A 19,051-nucleotide genomic window follows, 5' to 3' on the forward strand; every position below is an offset into this window, starting at 1 on the left:
GTGAACAGTAAAGCATAAATTTTCATTATACTTTCACATTGATATCCGTCATACGGCTTGACTTTTTTCCGTTTTCGTAGTATAATAACATATATCTTTTTTTTAGGAGAGTGTTTATTGCATGAGTAAAGGAAACGGCTTTTTCAGCAACCTGAGAAGATCCACAAGGATAACCCTTGTCTCCTGCGGATGCTTCATCGCACTTACGGCGCTGATACTGTTCTTCTTCGTTATGTTCCCCATAACTCCTTCCGAGAAGATGATAACCAGCTTCGGACGTGAGAGCATTTCCAAGCAGGATACCACCACTGCTCCCGTGACAACTGCGGTCACAACAATGAACGACGATATCATTATTGCAAAGGGTACGCGCACCACGACTGCGTCAAAGACCACTGCAAAGAAATATACCACCCACAGGCTCACTTCGGGCGCAGGCTTCTATATGGATCAGAGGATACCCACAGGGCAGTATCCCAACGAGTACTACGTTCCCACCACCACCACGGCTGCTGAGGGCGGCTACTCAGGCGGTACGGGTCTGGGCGGACTCGGCGGCGGCGAGGGTCAGACAGGACTAGGCGGCGGCGAAGGTCAGACAGGTCTCGGCGGCGGCGAAGGTCAGACAGGTCTCGGCGGCGGCGAAGGCCAGACAGGTCTCGGCGGCGGCGAAGGTACTGAAACTCCCGGCGGCGGCACTGAAACTCCCGCAGGCGGCGGTACCGAAACTCCCGCAGGCGGCGGCGCACCTCTCGAATATACTGCCGAGGGCAACTGAACAGAACAGTAAAAATAAAGGCTTCCGATACGCTTCGGAAGCCTTTTTTATCAGAATACAGCTTTTTTTATCATGTCCAGCTCCTCCAGGGAGATACAGTTGGGTATGTCCTCGTACTTCATAACGGAGAGCAGCTCGTCTATCTCTGCCCAGCACACCTCTGCCACCTCCGAGGACTGCAATGTGAGATCCTCGATGTCTATTTTTTCGCGGCATATGTAAACAGCCGCAAGTTCGTTGTCGTTTATGCTGCCCTTGGAGTAGCAGGCTCTCCTGAGACCTATGAACTCCAGCTGGCTGCGGTCGATATCCAGGCCCAGTTCCTCCCGTACCTCTTTGAGGGCGGTGTGGCGGAACTCCTCCCCCTGCGAAACATGGCCTGCCGCCGATACGTCATAGCAGTCGGGGTTGATATCCTTCTCGTGGGCACGCTTCTGAAGGAGCACGAAAACTCCCATATCGCGGCGCTTTATCATCCATATATGCACAGTTGGGTGAAGGTCGCCGTCCCTGTGGACAGCAGTCCTGGGCTTGCTCTCGGCGGTTATCCTTGCCTTGTCGTCGATAAGGTTGAGGAACTCGTCGGATATGAACTCCACGGTGATCTCCGCGCTTTCCTCAGCAGCCTCGGCAAATGCCGCCTTGATCTCGTCTATGGCAGGATTTTCCAGCTCCTCGTCGGAAATATACAGCTTGTATGAAGCAGGAGCCCCCTTTTCCGCAATAGCCCCCGCAAGTGTGAGTCTGTCCTTTACCCCCGTGTCACCAAGCTTTTTCGCAGCCTCGGCATAGAGCTGGTCCTCCGATGCCAGTCTGCTGAGATAGATCTCAATATCTTCCATAATACACTCCAAATCTCGCATTTTACCCGTAAAACGCCGTAATCATTCAGATTTCAGCGCTATACATTATATACCTACAAAATGAAAAAGTCAAGTCTTTTTTATGAATTGGACAAAAAATGAACAGGCAGCCGTTATGACTGCCTGCTTTTGTGTTATTACTTCCTGTATGCAACAGCTGCCTTGTAGTATTCGTACAGTGCGCTCATAGCGTAATACTCCTCATCGTTATAAGGAACGTTTATGCACTCGTAGGCGTAGGACAGAGCCGAAGCCTTGAATGTTGAGGTGCCGTTGGTTGTCTTTACCTTAAGTGTATGGGCATCGCCCAGCTTATGAGCGGCTATACCCGATACGGTTATGACGTAGTTGTTTCCCACCTTCTTGGCGTCAACCTTCTTGCCGTCAAGGGTGAATACGAAGCTTCCCTTGTAGGTGGACTGGGGCTTCACAGTAATATTGATAGCCGTATCAGAGTCCATGACCAGTGAGTAGGTGATATTGCTGAGATCCTTGTCCACAAGGCTCTTCTCCTTCTGCTTTGCTTTAAGCTCGCTGAGATATGTTGCCTGATTCTTCTCAAAGGTGAAGGGCTTTGTATAGGACTTCGCCATAGCCTTGTGATCAACGCCGAGAGTCCAGGGCGAAGCAGAATACTTCGAGAGATACTGCTGCATATAATAGCCGTAATCGTTGATACCCTTGATGAGGTTCCAGAGCTTTGCAGTGTCCGATGAGTTGAACTTATTGAGGTATGTCTCCGCAGTGGATACCGTAGTGACTGTATGCTGGTCGTCATCGTCATCGTAATAGATGACCGTAGCCGTTACATCGTCGGCCATTGATACTGAATTCAGCATACAGGTGAAGCCGTAGGCAGTCTTTTTGCTGTTCATCTTGTTTGGATCAAGCTTTGCCGTCTGCTTCCTGCCGTTGACTGTGAACTCCACCTTTGTAAAGGGCAGGTTCTCGGGAGGAACCATTGAGAGGTCAACGTAGAAATTCAGGCTTATTGCGCCGCCCAGAGTCATGGAATTGCTGACGAACTTTGCTGGAGCATATGTGAAGTATCCGGGGTGCTCGGGCTTGTCTACCACGGCATAGCGATAATCATCATTCGCATTCTGGTCATAGGTTGTGCCGTTGCCGCCAACAAGGGAATTGCATCCATCAAACATAGATTCTGTCATTTCCACTTTGCGGTCAAGGCTGCACTTGTATGATGCATATATGGTTTTAAGCTTTGTACAGCCTGCAAACATTTTTTCCTTTCTCTGAACATATGAGGTATTAAAGCTGCTTATATCAACAGATTCCAGCGCTTTACAGCCGAAGAACATATTGCTCATATCAGTTACCTTTGATGTGTCAAAGCTTCTGAGGTCAAGGTTTTTCAGCGCTTTACAATTAGCGAACATACACTTCATATCTGTTACCTTAGACGTATCAAAGATGCTGAGATCAAGCTGCGTAAGGTTATTGCATTCAAAGAACATATAACTCATATCCGTTACATTCGATGTATCAAAGCTGCTGAGATCAAGCTGCGTAAGGTTATTGCATTCAAAGAACATATAACTCATATCCGTTACATTTGACGTATCAAAGCTTTTCAGATAAAGCAGCGTAACACCACTACAACCATAGAACATCTTGTTCATATCTGTTACATTTGACGTATCAAAGTTTCTGAGATCAAGATACTCAAACTTATTACAATAAGCGAACATATTTCTCATATTTATTACATTTGAGGTATCAAAATTTCTTAAGTCAAGAGATGTTAACGATTTGCAATTATAGAACATTTGATGCATATACTTAACATTTGATGTATTAAAGCCGCCGAGATCAAGGGATGTCAATGACTGACAGTTCTCGAACATTCTGCACATATCTGTTACATGAGATGTATCAAAGCTGCTAAGGTCAACGGATTCCAGTTCTGTACACCAAAGGAACATAACACTCATATCTGTTACATTTGATGTATCAGCATTTGAAAGATCAATATGCTCAGCTTTATAATCACTGAAAAGCCTGTTACAGTCTCTGGGCAACACCGTTCCTTCCTCTGCATAAACGTGCTTAACGCCTTCACAGCCTCCGAAGCTTCTCACATAATCAGCGACAACATCGCCCCTGAGGGTAAGCGTACCTGTAGCCGCATCGAAATTATCGTCTGTGAAATAGCCGGGGGTGCCGTTTACGCCGTCCACGCAGGCATAATCCTTGCCGAGCTTGCCGCTTACGGGCATACTGCCGTTTCCGCCCACAAGATTATCGCAGAGACCGAACATATTGTTTGAAGACATTACATTGCTCGTATCGAACATAGGCGTAGCGTAAATGGTCTCAAGGCTGAGATTCTTATAGAACATCGCCTGAGTATCTGTGACATTTGGCGTGCTAAAGCTGCTGAGATCAAGGGTCTCAAGGCTCTCGCAGTATATGAACATAGAACTCATATCAGTAACATTTGAAGTATTGAATCCGCTGAGATTGACCTCCGTCAGACTTTCGCAGTTGGCGAACATTCCCTTCATGGTCGTGACCTTTGAGGTGTTTATGCCGTCAAGGTTTACTGTCTCCAGTTTATTGCATACCGCAAAAAGATAGGACATATCCGTTACATTTGAGGTATCTATGCCCGCCATGTACACGGACACCAGCTTATTGCAGTTATAGAACATCTTGGACATATTCGTAACATTTGAGGTATCGGCATTTGAGAGGTTGATTACAGGCGCTTTATAATCCATAAAAAGCTCCGAGCAGTCCTCCGGTAATACACTGCCCTCGTCCGCATATACATAGTCAATATTGGGATAGGTGTAATACTGCCGCACCAGCTCCCTGGTAATATTGCCTCTCAGATACAGAGTATAACCCATTGCAGTCAGTTTGATCTCCGCCGAGCCCTCCTCTGCACTGGCGGTAATGGTACTGCTGTCCGTCCTGAAGCCGCCTATTGCTCCCGCAAAGAACGCTCCGCCCCCGATGACGGCCGCCGACAGTATCGCCGCTGCGGCCTTTCTTGCCCATTTAGCTTTCATAAATGATCAGCTCCCTTCATTCATCTGATTTTTTATATGCTCTAGCAGCACTGTAGTAATCGTACAGTGCGCACATAGCGTAAAGTTCCGAATCCGACAGCGGTGATTTTACGCATGAATATGCGTATGACATCGCAGAAGCTCTTACGGTTGATGTTCCCCTGTCGGTTTTTATTTTTACAGTGTGAAAATCTCCCAGTTTATGGGCAGATATACCGCGTATACGCACTTCGTAAACTCCATCGGAGCGTACAATGACGTCGGCAGGCTTGTCATCAACGCTAATGCTGACATTCCCTTTATAGTTCTGTGCAGGCTTGATGCCCAGATACAGCACGGTATCCGAATCAAGTATCAGCCCCTTTGTTACACTTTCAATGTCCCTGTTTAGCGCTTCTGATTCCTTGTAAGACGACATCCCGGATATATAGGCTGAAAGATTCTTTTCATCTTTATAAAAAGACGGTACAGTATATCCTGCCTGCATGGCCTTATGGTCAACGCCCAACTGCCATGGTTCTCCCGCATAGTAGCTGAGGTAAAACTGCATATAATAGCCGTAATCGTTTATAGCTCTGATAAGATCCCAGACCTTTTTCTCGTCATTCGCACTGAACCTTCTCAGGTAGTCCTCGGCAGAAGATACAGCTGTGAGGGTCTGAGCATTGCCGCTTTTGTCGATATAATGGAAGTCAGCCCTCACCTCATCTGCCATGGATACAGCGTTCAGCTTGCAGTTAAAGCAGTAATCCGTCCTTGTTCTGTTCATTTTAGCAGGATCGAAGTCAGCTCTTTGCTTACTGCCGTTCACATCAAACTCAATGTAGGTATCGGCATAGTTTGCCTCGGGGATATCGCCGTAATTCACATAGAAATTAAGACTTACAGCTCCGCCCAGGGTCATGGAATTCCCGGTGAAGACCACCTCTTTGCCGTCGGGAATCTCCGGCTGAGCGCCGGCATTCCCGCTTAGCATTTCCGATCCGGCATATGCAGTAATACAATTATCATCTTTCACAGGCCTTTCATGTGATACAATAAGAGCTCCGCATATAAATGCAGCGGATAATACAGCTGCTGATATCCTCATAAACGATCCTCCTTCCATAACATTGCTCCTGTCAGATCAGTCGTTGATCAGTCTGATTTTTTATATGCTTTAGCAGCACTGTAGTAATCGTACAGTGCGCACATAGCCAGCTTCTCAGAACTATCAAGAGGATCGGTTACAGCGTCATACGCATAGGACAGAGCCGACGCACTGAATTCGGCCGTGCCGTTTTTGGTCTCCACTGTAAGCATATGGGGCTCGCCCAGCTTATGCGCTGATATGCCGCTGACAGTTACCTGATAGTTGGAACCGACCTTCTTAGGCTTTACCCTGGTTCCGTCCAGATAAACCGTAATGGGGCCTGTGTAGCCGGACTCAGGCTTTATGGTGAACCTCAGCGCAGTATCCGAATCCATAATAAGAGCGTAGGTGATATTGCTCAGGTCGGACTCTCCCAGATCCTTGTTCTTTCTGAAATATTCGAGCATATTCATGTAATGGCGATACTCTCTGAGGTATTCTGTTGCGGGAACATAGCTCTTTTTCATTTTTATATGATCCTCGCCGAGAGTCCATGGCTGTCCCGAATGTGCGGCAAGGTAGGGCTGCATATAGTAGCCGTAATCGTTTATGGATTTGATAAGTGACCACAGCTCAGGATCATCGTATTCGTCGAACTTTTCAAGGTATGACTCGGCTGTTGCCGTAGTGGTAACGGTCTTTTCTTCTCCCCTGTTGTCGAAGTAGTGAAGGGTAGCCTTTACCTCGTCTGCCAGGGATACGGCATTGAGCTTGCAGGTGAAATAGTAGTCCGAACCATTGTTGCTGAGCTTCGTATGATCGAACTTAGCTGTCTGCTTCTTGCCGTTCACCTCAAACTCCACATAGGAATCGTTGCAGTGTCCGTATGACAGATCAGAGAAATTCACATAGAAGTTAAGGCTTATTGCTCCGCCGAGAGTCATGGAATTATTGGTGAAGGTGACCTCGGGATATATTATCCTGTTGGTGAATTCATAGCTATACAGTCCGCCGTTGCCGTTATCGGTGAGTCTCACCTCATTGATTGGCCCGTCATAGGGCAGATTATAGGGTGATATACATTGTATCAGCTCCATAACGTCATAATCGTCAATGCCGTCGCCCCTTCTGAACAGGTCTCCGTGGTACTCTATCCATTCCGGATCCATATCGTCCGTCCTTGCATGGATATACTGGTAAAGGTAGATAGCGTCTGAAAGGTTTACGGTACCGTCGCCGTTTACATCGCCGTAAACAAGGAAGGGATCATCGTAAACAGCTTCAAAAATATAGTCGTCGTTCCACCAGCCCGTTCCCGAGACTACCTTCAGACCTACAGGCATCTTGTTCCCATTCTTTTCTGTAGTCACACAAGTATTGGTCTTCGGTTCTACAAACTCCCAGAATTTATCGTGTTCAACCGGTTTCAAGAAGCACAGATCGTCCCCGCTCATCATACTTGAGTTAATATCCTTGTGATAATCGAGTGACACAAAGGCTCTGTAGGATCCCATACTGAAGGGCCTGCCGGCATATAACACATCCCCCACAGACAGACCGTTCTCGTAGATAGCCTCGAAGAGGTAGGGGTCATACATAGAACCGTCACCGCTGACGCATCTGATACCCGTAGGAATGGGGTCGCAGTCTCTTATTTCGGGAACATTGTCCCTTTTGACCATGATATTGAAAATGTTCTCTCCAAAACGTCCGCTTCCGTCATTAAAGCTCCACAGTTCATTAACATAATTCGTATCGTCATTGCCGCGACTGATATTTTCTGCTATCCCCTTTGTGTAATGTACTTCCTCTTCAACGTAATGATGGCGGGGATCACTATACTCTGCAAAAGTATAATAATACGCACCTTCGCCGAAGTCAACATAATCTCCCAGGAATATATCCAGGCCGACCTCTATCTTCTTCGGTGACTCCTCATCAGCTATGACAGCGTTGGCTCTGAACACGGAACCCGCAGGCAAAGCAGGCAGAGCTCCCCCCATAAGAGCAAGTGACAGCACAGCAGCCGCAGTCCTTTTCAGTATCTTTCCATTCATAAAAAACATCTCCTTTTTCATATTTGGCAGTTATTACCGCCCCATATGCCTATATTATCATATGAACACAAAAAAGTCAATGACAGAGCCGGTTTTTAGTTCAAAAAGCACACGGTCATAAACATAGGGATATAAAAAAAGCCGCACATGAGTGCAGCTTTTCAATAAAGCGTCCCAAAGAGGAGTCGAACCTCCGGCCTACTGCTTAGGAGGCAGTCGCTCTATCCTACTGAGCTATTGGGACACATCACGATATATATTTTACCACATATTTCTGCTCATTGCAAGCCCCGAAGGATAATTTTATTATTTTACCTAATTGTCCGCAGGTTCTCCACAGCTCTTTATATTACATTTTACATCTTGATGAAGCCGCACTTTTAATGTATAATAGTATCATTACATACCAAAGGAGGACAAATATATGGAATTCATCAGCGCATCGGACATCAGGGAGCTCTCAAATCCGGGAGTGGTATCACGCCAGCTCCTCAATCCGGACAACTCCGAAAGCAAGAGAGTCACCATCACGGAGGTACACCTTGAGGTGGGAGCAAGCCAGCCAAGACACACACATGATGCCTCTGAGCAGATATGGTACGCCACAAAGGGCAGCGGTACCCTGCTGCTTGCGGACGACGCCACAAGGCCTTTCAAGGCGGGAGATGTGGTTCGCTTTGCCGACAAGGACGTACACGGCCTGCTCAACGACGGCGACGAGGAGTTCATATATGTTTCCGTAACAGCTCCTCCCATAAACTTCGGTTACGCATATCAGAACAAATGAGATATTATCAGCAGGGGAAACAATGCAGGCTCCCCTGCTGTAACCGTTTCTTAACTTGACACTCCAAATGGGCTGTGCTATAATGGGGGTATAAAAAGTCTGAAGCTGAGGGAAGCGCGGTGAGATTCCGCCACAGCAGTCACTGCCGTACAGTCGGATCGCTCGTCAGACTTCGCAGGCCGTTAACGTTTTTGGACAGGGAAAAACGTATGCCGATACCTCCGCACACGGAGATATTTTGCTGCGCTTTTCTGCTCTGCGGAAAAGCTTTTTTGCTGCCTGCACATATTATTATAAAAGGAGCAGTTTATCATGAAAAAGAAATTCGCTATGGCCGCTGCACTGGCTCTTACACTTTCAGCAGTCAGCATGAACGTACTCTCGGCAAGTGCTGAGGATCCCCAGGTATACGTTTCCATTTCCAATGACAAGCGCGAGCTGGTACTGACTGAGGAGCCCATCGCTCTCACAGACGCCGACAACGACGGCAAGCTCACTATCAATGACGCATTCATAAATACTCACGAAAGCAAGTTCGAGGGCGGCGCAGCAGCAGGCTACAAGACCTCCGTGGGACAGTACGGCGGCCTCCAGCTGGACAAGCTCTGGGGCGTTGAGAACGGCGGCTCCTACGGCTACTATGCCAACGACAACTTCTCAATGGGTCTTACCGATGAGCTGAAGGACGGCGACTACCTCCAGGCATTCATCTATCCCGATCCCAAGAACTACAATTACTTCTACAGCTTCTTCGACAAGAAGACAGACGCGGACGCAGATCCCGATACAGAGGTTACTCTTACCCTCTCCTACTATACATTCAACCCCGACTACTCTCTCAAGACCAACCTTCTTGAGGGCGCAAAGATCACAGTAAACGGTCAGGAGACCGGGGCTGTTACAGACGCAGAGGGCAAGGCTACCATAAAGCTCACAGAGGCAGGCAGAAATATCATAAGCGCAAAGTCTGACAGCGTTGACATCGTTCCTCCCACATACGTTGTAAACGTAAAGGGCGAGGCTGTAACAACTACCACCACTACCACTACTACAACAACTACCACCACTACAACTACCACAACTACTACTTCCACTACAACAGCAGCTCCCAAGACAACTGCAAAGGCTACCACAAAGTCCAAGAACAACTCTCCCAAGACAGGCGACGCAGGCGCAGGCGCGGCTGTAGTTACCCTGGGAGCAGCAGCCTTCGCTGCATTCGTTCTCAGACGCAGAGATGAGAAGTAAGGCGCTCACCGCTGTCCTCAGCTCCGCAGTAATATTTTCGGCAGCAGCCTGCCTTGTCCCGATACAGGAGGCGTACTGCATGGATACCGTCGGTGAGGTCGATGACCTTATCGGCGGTATCGTCGATTATAAGCTTGAACAGACGGGCTCGGGCAGCGTCGAAGACTGGATATCGGGAGACATTGCCGCAGGTGCGGGCAGGACCACCGACTGGTATGCCCTTGCACTGAGCCAGAGCGGATATACGGACTTTTCCGCCTATGAGAGCTCCCTGCTTGACTATATACACAGCAACAATATCCTCAATGCCACCTCACGGGAGAAGTATGCCCTTGCGCTGTGTGCCGCAGGAAGCACAGACAGCTACATAACCGATATAATAGACAGCTCCATGGGCGAGCAGGGCATAATGAGCTGGATATACGGACTGCACATACTCAACAACGGCTACACCAGTCCGCGCTATACGGCGGATTCCGTGGTGGACACCCTGCTTTCCATGCAGTACGATGACGGCGGCTGGGCTCTTTTCGGGGAGTACGGCGATATAGACGTCACAGCCATGACCGTGCAGGCTCTTGCTCCCCACCGCGACCGCGGAGACGTTTCCGAGGCGGTGGACAGGGCTCTGGACCTTCTCTCCGAAAGGCAGAAAAGCGACGGCGGCTACGAGAGCTTCGGCACTCCCAACCCCGAGAGCGCAGCACAGGTGCTTACGGCTCTCTCGGCCATGGACATAGATTGCAGGTACGATGAACGCTTCATCAAGGACGGCCACGACCTCCTTGACGGCATAGCGCAGTACAGGCTCCCCGACGGAAGCTTCTGTCATACCATGGGGGGCGGCTCCAACGAGACCGCCACTGTACAGGCATACTACTCCTTTGTGTCATTCAAACGCATGACCGAGGGGAAGTCTCCCCTGCTGGTGCTGGACAACAAGCGTGAGCCCGGTTCTCCTCAGCAGGGAGGCGGACAAGGAGGCTCTCAGGGCGGTCAGGGCGGTTCTCAGGGCGGTCAGGGAGGCACGGACAGCGGCCACGGCGGCGGAAGCTCTCAGGGCGGCGCAAACGCAGGCGGCGGCACGGCTCAGACCACGGCGGTCTCCGCCGCAAAGACTGCGACAACTACCGCAAAGGGCGGAACGACCACAACATCAGCGGGAACTGCCGCAACGGGAAGCTCCGCGGTATCGTCCGCATCACAGGAAAGCCTTACGGAGACCGCTGCCGATGTTCAGACAAGTCCCCACACACAGGACAGTGAGAAGCTCTCACAAAAGGAGAAGAAGGGCAGCTACAAGCCCTATGCCCTTGCTGTCGTTATAGGTGCGGCGGCTGTCATAGCCCTCATCATCTTCATCATCGGCAAGAGGAACTACAAGAACTTCATCTTCCTGGGCGCTGTAACTGCTGCGGCTGCGGCGGTGATACTCCTTACGGACATACGCTCCCCCGAGGACTACTACAACGGAGAGCAGAAGCACAAGGAAAACGCCATTGGCACCGTCACCATGGAGATACGCTGCGACACCATCGCAGGCAAGTCCGACTCGGAGCATATCCCTGCGGACGGCGTAATACTGCCCCCTACCGCCTTTGACATCGAGGCAGGGGACACGGTGTTCGACATACTCACCGAGGCTGCCCAGACCTACGGCATACAGGTGGAGAACAAGGGCAGCGCAGGCAGCTCCCACGGTATGGTCTACATAGCAGGCATAAACTACATATACGAATTCGATCACGGCGACCTGTCGGGCTGGGTGTACCATGTGAACGGCATTACTCCCTCGCGGAACTGCGGAGAGTACGAGCTCAGCGACGGCGACAGGGTGGAGTGGCTCTACACCTGCGAGATAGGCCACGATCTGGACGAGGTATACGAAAAATGAGAAGCTTTTCCGAATACGAGCCCGTTGCGGCGGCAATATGGTTCCTGTGCGTTATCGGCATAGCCATGTTCAGCAGCTATCCGCCCCTCATGGCCATTTCCCTTGCAGGGGCGGTGCTGTTCTTTATAGTGAGGAACGGCCGCTCCCACGGCAGGACTCACCTTTTCTTCCTGATACTCTTTGTGATACTGGCGCTGGCAAATCCCCTTGTGTCCCACAACGGAAAGACCGTGCTCTTTGTCATGAACCACAATCCCGTCACACTGGAGGCCGCCCTGTACGGACTGAACTCCGCGGCAATGATGATCGGAGTGCTGTACTGGCTGCGCTCCTTCACACAGATAATGACCAGCGAGAAGCTCTTCCACATTACGGGAGCCCTGTCGCCTAAGCTTTCCCTTGTGCTGTCAATGGCGCTGAGGTACGTTCCCCTGTTCGGCAGGCAGTCAAAGAAGGTCACCGACGCCCAGAGGGCAATGGGACTTTTCAGCGGAGACAACATCGTGGACGACATAAAGGGCAGGTCCCGTATCTTCTCCATACTTGTCACATGGGCGCTGGAGAACGGCATCATCACCGCCGACAGCATGGAGGCAAGGGGCTACGGCACGGGAAGACGCACTCAGCTGAAACGGTTCCGCATGAGAGGAGCGGATATACTGCTCCTCACAGTCTCTCTCGTACTTACGGCAGTCACATCGGCGGCCATAGCCGCAGGCTCCCTGAGCTTTGATTTCTACCCCTCCATAGAGGCGGCAAAGCCCGGTATCCTCGGCATATCGGGCATGATATCCTACGGGCTGCTGGTACTGCTGCCCATATTCATCGAAACGGAGGCAAACCTCAGATGGAAATACTTGCGGTCAGGGATCTGACCTTCACATACCCCGCCTGCAAAGAGCCCGCCATAAGACAGGTGTCGCTGACATTGCAGCGGGGAGAGCTGGCCGTGCTCTGCGGAGCTACGGGAAGCGGCAAATCCACCCTCCTGCGTATGCTCAAGCGCGAGCTGACCCCTGTGGGCGAAAAAAGCGGCAGCGTGACATTCTGCGGCATGGAGCTGTCACAGCTGACGGACAGGGAGTCCGCTTCACGGATAGGCTTCGTCATGCAGAAGCCCGAGCAGCAGATAGTCACCGACAAGGTCTGGCACGAGCTGGCCTTCGGACTGGAGAATCTGGGCACTCCCCCGTCGGACATCTCGCGGCGCATTGCCGAGATGGCCAGCTATTTCGGTATCGGTGACTGGTTCTCCGCGGACACCGCCGACCTTTCGGGAGGACAGAAACAGCTCCTCAATCTTGCTTCGGTGCTGGTGATGCAGCCAAAACTCCTCATTCTGGACGAGCCCACGGCTCAGCTCGACCCCATTGCGGCGGCGGACTTCATTGCAACACTGCGGCGTATCGCCAACGACTTCTCCATCACCATACTCATGGCGGAGCACCGCCTGGAGGACGTTGTGCCCCTCTGCGACACTCTCCTGGTCATGGAAAAGGGCAGTATCATCGCCTCGGGAGCGCCCACTGAGGTCATTCCCCGGCTTTCGGGCAGGACGGATATACTCTGCGGTATGCCCTCGGCGGCAAGGCTCTTTGCGGAGCTTGGCGGCAGCGGAAGCTGTCCCCTTACCGTCCGTGACGGCAGGAGCTTCATCGAAAGCAGCTTCCTCAACGATACGCGCTCCCTCCCCGACGGGGACAGGCAGCGCAGCGGAAATGCCGCTCTGGAACTTGACAACGTGTTCTTCCGCTACGAGAGGAACGGACGGGACATTCTGGACGGTATCTCCCTGAAGGTCTGTGATGGCGAGCTGTTCTGCATACTGGGCGGCAACGGCTCCGGCAAGACCACCTGCCTTTCGGCGGCGGCAGGCCTGCTGAAGCCCTACAGCGGCACAATTAAGGTGTTCGGCAAGAAGCTGAAGGAATACAGGAACCGCTCACTGTACAGGGAGTGCCTTGCAATGCTGCCCCAGGACGTCCAGACCGTGTTCCTGTGCAATACAGTCAGGGAGGAGCTGGAGGAGTGTCACGCCGACCTTTCCTCTCTCCCCTACGACCTGTCATACCTGCTGGACAAGCACCCCTACGACCTTTCGGGAGGTCAGCAGCAGCTTGCCGCACTGGCAAAGGTGCTGGCGGCAAAGCCGCGGCTGCTGCTCCTTGACGAGCCTACAAAGGGACTTGACGCGGCGGCAAAGGAAAAGATGATGACCGTGCTCCGTGCTCTCCGTGATTCGGGAGTAACTGTGGTCACCGTCACCCATGATGTGGAGTTTGCCGCCATGTGCGCCGACAGGTGCGCCATGTTCTTCGGCGGCAGGACGGTATCCGAGGGAGCTCCCCGTGAGTTCTTCTCAGGCAACAGCTTCTACACCACCGCGGTGAGCCGCATGACAAGGGGCTTCTACGACGGCGCGGTGACACTCCCCGACGCTCTGGAGCTTTGCAGGCTCAACGGCAGAAGGGAGCGCCTATGATACTTATAAAGAGCAAGGGACTGCGCAGCTTCATAAAAGCCGCCGTACCCTTTGTGATAGTACCCGTCATGACAGTTGCGGGAGCTCTCATATTCGACGGCAAACGGCAGATATTCGTGGCAATGGGCGTTGCGGCAATGGCTCTGCTGCTCTTTGCGGCAGGCTTCGAGAAGAAGTCCACGGGCACGCGGAGAATGGTCATTGTGGCAGTCATGGTGGCGCTCTGCTTTGCAGGACGCTTTATCCCGTTCCTAAAGCCCATAGCGGCGCTGACTATCATCACGGGGCTGTATCTGGGAGGCGAGGCAGGCTTCCTTGTGGGGGCCATGTCGGCAATACTGTCCAACTTCTACTTCGGGCAGGGTCCCTGGACAGCCTTCCAGATGCTTGCGTGGGGACTTATCGGACTGTTTGCGGGGCTTCTTTCGGAACGGCTGCTGAAAAGCCGTCCCCTGCTGCTCATATACGGAGCTGTGACAGGCGTAGCCTACTCCTTCATCATGGATATCTGGACAGTGCTGTGGTACGACCGCGGCTTCGAGATAAAGCTGTACCTTGCGGCACTGGTCACCGCCATACCCTATACGGCGTCATATGTGGTGTCAAACCTGGTGTTCCTGTATCTCCTTGCGCCGCCCTTCGGGGAGAAGCTTGCGCGTATAAAGGTCAAATACGGCGTGTGAAGAACTCTGTAGGGGCGGATATTATCCGCCCATTTATCTTTGTCACTCACACATTCCTGTTCTCCCTTTCTTTCTTACACTGTTACTTTGAGTATAAATCCGCAAACAATAAACTACAAGTAAGGAAGTAAGAAAGAAAGAGTGAAACATTGTCACAGTACCCAATACCAAACCTGTTCTTTTCTGAAAGAGGATATACCGAGCTCTTTCTTTACTATTTTCAGCCTGTCATACGACACCCCTATATTCTCCGCCTTTTCAGTCAGTGCTTTCACAGGCTTTGCCTCGCCGCTGCCAAGCTCCGCCATAAGGAACTGCTTTGCAACGTCCGACTGTGTCTGATGAACAGCGGAAGAAACTCCCAGAAGAATATTCTCGGGGTCTGCCTCACACTCTCCCTCATAGGTGAAGCTGCGGTCATCGCCCATTCTGAACGCCACGGGCCTGCCCTCTCTGGCAAGGGAGCTCTTGACGTGCATGACTATGCGCCTGTCGGGGTCACGCTTGTCACGGGCTACCAGAAGAACGCTTCTTGCCGCCGCTGTAAGGTCAATGGAGCCAAGTCCGCGGTAGGCAGCCTTTGCTCCCACATTCTTGTTCATGTGTCCGATGAGCACGATGGCACAGCCGAACTGCTCTGCCATATTTGCCAGATAGGACATAACGGGACGTATCTCGTTGGCACGGTGCATATCAACGTCCGCACCCAGATATGCCTGAAGGGGGTCAAGGATAATCAGCCTTGCATTGGTTAGCCGCAGGGCTTCGTCAAGACGTCCGTCGGTAATGGAGAGAGGATAGACGCTTTCGTCCACGCCGCTTATATAGCCGCAGTCAGCCCCCGCCGCAAGAAGACGGGGCTTTATGGTATCTGCAAGGCCGTCCTCCGCCGTCTGGAACAGCACCGACGTGGGATAGAGCTCCTGTCCCGTAAGAGGGTCAGTCTTTTCGCCCGTCACTGTCTCCCCCTTCGTAAGAGCCGCCGCAATATTCAGCGCAAGAGTGGTCTTGCCCTCGCCGGGGTCGCCCTGTATGATAGTGACCTTGCCGTAGGGGATATAAGGGTACCAGAGCCATTCCGTCTCGGTCTCCTGTATTTTTGCCATGTTGTAGATACAGCTTTTTGCTTCCATAGTGAAAGTCCTCCTGAAAAAATATTTTCACTATAGAGCCGTAAAGCCCCCCGGTTCAACCGAAAACCGTTGAATAAGAGAAAATGTTTACAGAAAGTTCACATTTGTCTCCCCTCCCAATTAACAATTGACTTTGTCCGCCGACTGTGGTATAATATTACGGTAAAATAATAACTCAATGGAGGTATCTCATAATGGGAATGTTCGACAAGCTTATAGCAAACCTTAAAGCAAGCAAAAAGACCATAGTTTTCACTGAGGGCAGCGATCCCCGTATCCTCTCCGCAGCTGACAGACTTATCAAGGAAGACCTCATGGGCGTTATCCTCTGCGGAAACGTTGACGAGGTAAAGGCTGCCGCAGCAGCAGGCGGCTTCAATATCGACAGCGCCGAGATACTCGACCCTGCCACCTACCCCGAAATGGACGCTCTCGTTGCTCAGATGTTCGAGCTCAGAAAGGGCAAGATGACCGAGGAGGAGTGCCGCGCAGCTCTGGCTAAGTCCAACTACTTCGGCACTATGCTGGTAAAGGCAGGCAAGGCAGACGCTCTCCTGGGCGGCGCTACATACTCCACAGCTGATACAGTTCGTCCCGCTCTCCAGATCATCAAGACCAAGAAGGGCTCCAACCTGGTAAGCTCCTCATTCATCCTCTTCCGCGAGAAGGACGGCAAGGAGGAGAAGATAGCTATGGGCGACTGCGCTATCAATCTGGGCTACACAGACAGACTGGACAAGGACGGCAACGTTGTTCTCTCAGCTGCAAGACAGCTTGCAGAGGTCGCTGTTGAGACTGCAAAGACCGCTGATTTCTTCGGTATCGACCCCAAGGTAGCTGTTCTCAGCTTCTCCACATACGGCTCGGGCAAGGGCGGCACAGTTCAGCTCAGCCACGACGCTGTTATCGAGGCAAGAAACATTGATCCTAACCTGGTTATCGACGGCGAGTTCCAGTTCGACGCTGCTGTTTCGGCAGAGGTCGCAAAGACAAAGTGCCCCGACTCAAAGGTTGCAGGTCAGGCTAACACATTCATCTTCCCCCTCATCGAGGCCGGTAACATCGGCTACAAGATAGCTCAGAGACTTGGCGGCTATGAGGCTTACGGTCCTATCCTTCAGGGACTTAACGCTCCTATCAACGACCTTTCAAGAGGCTGCAACGCCGACGAAGTTTACAAAATGGCTATCATCACAGCAGGTATGGCAAACTGAGGCAGTTTGATCCCAGCCACGTTGGCACTCGTAAACTCGCTTACTCTTAACAAAATCGTTAATTGTACATCGCTTACGGCACAAGTAGGGACGGGTATTATCCGCCCGTCTGCAACAATATAATTATAAAAAATGGGACTGCATTGGTTTGCAGTCCCTTTTTGTTTTATTCGGCTTCGGTGCTGTTTTCGGTTTCTTCATCAAGGGGCTTTTCCGTAACATCGCTTATGCGCCAGCCCTTTTCGGTATTGACGATAGTGAATGTGGTCTCGGGGATAGGATAATCATGGACTTCGCGGAGCTCTGTCTCTACAATTGTTGCGATTATATTGCCGCTGTCATCGGTATGGACGTCCATGTCATAGTCGCTGATATCCAACGGGTCTATGGGGTTATCATGGATACCTACTTCGTGATAGTATCCGTCCTCCGTGACACATATAAAGGGATTGCCGTTTACGACCTCCTCTGATTCGCCTGTACAGATCTCAAGTATCTTCTGTCCAAGCTCATTATCGAATATCTCATAGCAGCGATCTTTAAGGTCTGCCCATGTGGGATATCTGGAATCGGTAACGCGATAGAACTCTCTGTCAAAGGTAACGTCGTTGTCGTGAAGCTTTACTGTCCTTGTGGTTATATCACTCTTGTCTACCTCAAGATTGCCTCCGTAAATGAAACAGATATACTCTCTGTAATCGTCGATGAGTTCTCTGGCTACAGCCTCGGCGTCAACTGCTTCCGTCTGCTCTTCGGTGACAGCTTCCGTAAAGGCTTCTGTTGTTACCGCAGTTGTCTCGGCTATGCTTCCTTCCACCTCAGTCGCGGCTTTCCGGCCGCTGCGGCTGATAAATGCCATGCTTCCGCCAATTCCTGCCACAAGCAGCACAGCCGCCGCTGCCACACTTGCGCCCTTATACCACTTAGGTCTGCGGTATTTCTCGACTCCCGATACGTCCATGCTTTTATTGTCATTTTCATTGTTTATATCAAACTTTCTTTTACTCATAGCATACAGCCTCTCTTTCTGCTCGTCATTGAGGACGGGATACTCTTTCGAGAGTCTTTCTGCTGTTTTGTCATCTATATCATTGAATATCTCCTCTGATCTCATTGATATCCCTCCTCCGTGATACCTGCCTCGCTCAGAAGCTCCCTGAGCTTTTTTCTTGATCTGCTCAGCCTTTTCTGCACAGCAATATCGCTCAGTCCCACAAGCTCGGCTATTTGTCTGGTTTTCATTCCGTAGTAATAGAAGTAAACGATGATAGAAGCGTCGGGCTCCCCCAGCTTTTTCATACAGTCGAGAACCGCCTCCCGCAGAGCCGAAAGCTCCGCTTTCTCCTCAACTCTTATATCAGCCGAAAGCTCTCTGATACTCTCCGACTCAATTGATACCGTAGTCTCAGCCTTAGGGAAAAGCCGCCTGAAATAGCCTATAGCAGTACGTTTTGCTATAGTGCCGATTATCCCTCTCAGGTCTCCGTCAGTATCTGTATGGCCTTCAAGATAACGGAATACCGCCGCAAATGTATCGCTGTGGCACTCGTCGATGTCCTCGCTTGTGCCGCAGCCCTTCAGCTTGTTCGCGCATATGGCATAAACATATCCGCAGTATTCGTCAAACAGCGCCCGTCTGCCCTCCTCGGGGGACTGCTCCATTTTACGGCGCAGCTCTTTGTCTGTCATCGTTTCACTCCTTTGAATGCATTCATATATTACACTCGCTTCAGCCTATGCTTTTCTGACCTGTTATAGAAACTAAGGGAGAGACATTTCATCAAGTCTCTCCCTTACTCTGCAAT

At 51.0% G+C, this 19,051-nt stretch carries 15 protein-coding genes and 1 tRNA gene; 8 read left to right on the forward strand and 8 right to left on the reverse strand.

Features of this window, described 5'->3' with window-relative positions; all coding sequences use genetic code 11:
• Positions 1–121: 121 nt before the first annotated feature.
• Complete coding sequence (locus tag Q0Y65_RS10800; protein WP_297959629.1) at positions 122–778, forward strand: hypothetical protein; 657 nt, start codon at positions 122–124, stop codon at positions 776–778.
• Positions 779–828: 50 nt separating this feature from the next.
• Here Q0Y65_RS10800 and Q0Y65_RS10805 read toward each other — a convergent pair whose 3' ends face one another.
• From Q0Y65_RS10805 to Q0Y65_RS10825, 5 genes are all read right to left on the reverse strand, one after another.
• Entirely contained in the window at positions 829–1,620 is a 792-nt protein-coding gene (locus Q0Y65_RS10805) for an NUDIX domain-containing protein (RefSeq protein WP_297959631.1), read from the reverse strand.
• Positions 1,621–1,778: 158 nt separating this feature from the next.
• The gene (locus tag Q0Y65_RS10810) at positions 1,779–4,676 is read right to left on the reverse strand and encodes a BspA family leucine-rich repeat surface protein (protein ID WP_297959633.1); all 2,898 of its coding nucleotides are present in this window, start codon (positions 4,674–4,676) and stop codon (positions 1,779–1,781) included.
• Between the two features lie 16 nt (positions 4,677–4,692).
• Positions 4,693–5,766 (reverse strand): hypothetical protein, encoded by a 1,074-nt coding sequence (locus tag Q0Y65_RS10815; RefSeq protein WP_297959634.1) that lies wholly within the window; start codon positions 5,764–5,766, stop codon positions 4,693–4,695.
• 47 nt (positions 5,767–5,813) lie between these two features.
• Complete coding sequence (locus tag Q0Y65_RS10820; protein WP_297959636.1) at positions 5,814–7,805, reverse strand: dockerin type I repeat-containing protein; 1,992 nt, start codon at positions 7,803–7,805, stop codon at positions 5,814–5,816.
• A 170-nt stretch (positions 7,806–7,975) separates the two neighbouring features.
• Positions 7,976–8,049: transfer RNA gene (locus tag Q0Y65_RS10825), tRNA-Arg, on the reverse strand.
• Positions 8,050–8,229: 180 nt separating this feature from the next.
• Between Q0Y65_RS10825 and Q0Y65_RS10830 the strand changes: the two genes are divergently transcribed.
• From Q0Y65_RS10830 to Q0Y65_RS10855, 6 genes are all read left to right on the forward strand, one after another.
• Complete coding sequence (locus Q0Y65_RS10830; RefSeq protein WP_297959638.1) at positions 8,230–8,592, forward strand: cupin domain-containing protein; 363 nt, start codon at positions 8,230–8,232, stop codon at positions 8,590–8,592.
• Between the two features lie 312 nt (positions 8,593–8,904).
• The gene (locus Q0Y65_RS10835; RefSeq protein WP_297959640.1) at positions 8,905–9,840 is read left to right on the forward strand and encodes a hypothetical protein; all 936 of its coding nucleotides are present in this window, start codon (positions 8,905–8,907) and stop codon (positions 9,838–9,840) included.
• Positions 9,841–9,919: 79 nt separating this feature from the next.
• Complete coding sequence (locus Q0Y65_RS10840; RefSeq protein WP_297959642.1) at positions 9,920–11,734, forward strand: DUF4430 domain-containing protein; 1,815 nt, start codon at positions 9,920–9,922, stop codon at positions 11,732–11,734.
• Positions 11,731–12,609 carry an energy-coupling factor transporter transmembrane component T gene (locus Q0Y65_RS10845; RefSeq protein WP_297959644.1) on the forward strand — a complete coding sequence of 293 codons (879 nt, stop codon included), beginning with the start codon at positions 11,731–11,733 and terminating at the stop codon, positions 12,607–12,609. The genes Q0Y65_RS10840 and Q0Y65_RS10845 overlap by 4 nt, the downstream gene beginning before the upstream one ends.
• Positions 12,582–14,216, forward strand: coding sequence for an ABC transporter ATP-binding protein (locus tag Q0Y65_RS10850; protein ID WP_297959646.1), 1,635 nt, complete (start codon positions 12,582–12,584; stop codon positions 14,214–14,216). The genes Q0Y65_RS10845 and Q0Y65_RS10850 overlap by 28 nt, the downstream gene beginning before the upstream one ends.
• A complete protein-coding gene (locus Q0Y65_RS10855) occupies positions 14,213–14,899 on the forward strand; it encodes an ECF transporter S component (RefSeq protein ID WP_297959648.1) in 687 nt (228 codons plus the stop codon). Before Q0Y65_RS10850 ends, Q0Y65_RS10855 begins: the two co-directional genes overlap by 4 nt.
• A gap of 152 nt (positions 14,900–15,051) precedes the next feature.
• On the opposite strand, the gene Q0Y65_RS10860 is transcribed toward Q0Y65_RS10855, so the two are convergent.
• Positions 15,052–16,032 carry an AAA family ATPase gene (locus Q0Y65_RS10860; RefSeq protein ID WP_297959650.1) on the reverse strand — a complete coding sequence of 327 codons (981 nt, stop codon included), beginning with the start codon at positions 16,030–16,032 and terminating at the stop codon, positions 15,052–15,054.
• A gap of 194 nt (positions 16,033–16,226) precedes the next feature.
• On the opposite strand from Q0Y65_RS10860, the gene pta reads away from it, so the two are divergent.
• Positions 16,227–17,246 (forward strand): phosphate acetyltransferase, encoded by a 1,020-nt coding sequence (pta, locus tag Q0Y65_RS10865; RefSeq protein WP_297959652.1) that lies wholly within the window; start codon positions 16,227–16,229, stop codon positions 17,244–17,246.
• Between the two features lie 166 nt (positions 17,247–17,412).
• Here pta and Q0Y65_RS10870 read toward each other — a convergent pair whose 3' ends face one another.
• Positions 17,413–18,360: a hypothetical protein gene (locus Q0Y65_RS10870; protein ID WP_297959654.1), complete on the reverse strand. Its 948-nt coding sequence runs from the start codon at positions 18,358–18,360 to the stop codon at positions 17,413–17,415.
• Entirely contained in the window at positions 18,357–18,935 is a 579-nt protein-coding gene (locus Q0Y65_RS10875) for an RNA polymerase sigma factor (RefSeq protein WP_297959656.1), read from the reverse strand. The genes Q0Y65_RS10870 and Q0Y65_RS10875 overlap by 4 nt, the downstream gene beginning before the upstream one ends.
• Positions 18,936–19,051: the final 116 nt, after the last annotated feature.

It is taken from the genome of uncultured Ruminococcus sp., assembly GCF_947301925.1.
GTDB lineage: Bacteria > Bacillota > Clostridia > Oscillospirales > Ruminococcaceae > Ruminococcus.

Bases quoted from the DNA above. Each gene is read 5' to 3' on its own strand.
- Q0Y65_RS10810 (WP_297959633.1), bottom strand. From the start codon at position 4,676: ATGAAAGCTAAATGGGCAAGAAAGGCCGCAGCGGCGATACTGTCGGCG.
- Q0Y65_RS10845 (WP_297959644.1), top strand. From the start codon at position 11,731: ATGAGAAGCTTTTCCGAATACGAGCCCGTTGCGGCGGCAATATGGTTC.
- Q0Y65_RS10855 (WP_297959648.1), top strand. From the start codon at position 14,213: ATGATACTTATAAAGAGCAAGGGACTGCGCAGCTTCATAAAAGCCGCC.
- Q0Y65_RS10820 (WP_297959636.1), bottom strand. From the start codon at position 7,805: ATGAATGGAAAGATACTGAAAAGGACTGCGGCTGCTGTGCTGTCACTT.
- Q0Y65_RS10860 (WP_297959650.1), bottom strand. From the start codon at position 16,032: ATGGAAGCAAAAAGCTGTATCTACAACATGGCAAAAATACAGGAGACC.
- Q0Y65_RS10875 (WP_297959656.1), bottom strand. From the start codon at position 18,935: ATGACAGACAAAGAGCTGCGCCGTAAAATGGAGCAGTCCCCCGAGGAG.
- Q0Y65_RS10835 (WP_297959640.1), top strand. From the start codon at position 8,905: ATGAAAAAGAAATTCGCTATGGCCGCTGCACTGGCTCTTACACTTTCA.
- Q0Y65_RS10800 (WP_297959629.1), top strand. From the start codon at position 122: ATGAGTAAAGGAAACGGCTTTTTCAGCAACCTGAGAAGATCCACAAGG.
- Q0Y65_RS10840 (WP_297959642.1), top strand. From the start codon at position 9,920: ATGGATACCGTCGGTGAGGTCGATGACCTTATCGGCGGTATCGTCGAT.
- Q0Y65_RS10830 (WP_297959638.1), top strand. From the start codon at position 8,230: ATGGAATTCATCAGCGCATCGGACATCAGGGAGCTCTCAAATCCGGGA.
- Q0Y65_RS10870 (WP_297959654.1), bottom strand. From the start codon at position 18,360: ATGAGATCAGAGGAGATATTCAATGATATAGATGACAAAACAGCAGAA.
- pta (WP_297959652.1), top strand. From the start codon at position 16,227: ATGGGAATGTTCGACAAGCTTATAGCAAACCTTAAAGCAAGCAAAAAG.
- Q0Y65_RS10850 (WP_297959646.1), top strand. From the start codon at position 12,582: ATGGAAATACTTGCGGTCAGGGATCTGACCTTCACATACCCCGCCTGC.
- Q0Y65_RS10805 (WP_297959631.1), bottom strand. From the start codon at position 1,620: ATGGAAGATATTGAGATCTATCTCAGCAGACTGGCATCGGAGGACCAG.
- Q0Y65_RS10815 (WP_297959634.1), bottom strand. From the start codon at position 5,766: ATGAGGATATCAGCAGCTGTATTATCCGCTGCATTTATATGCGGAGCT.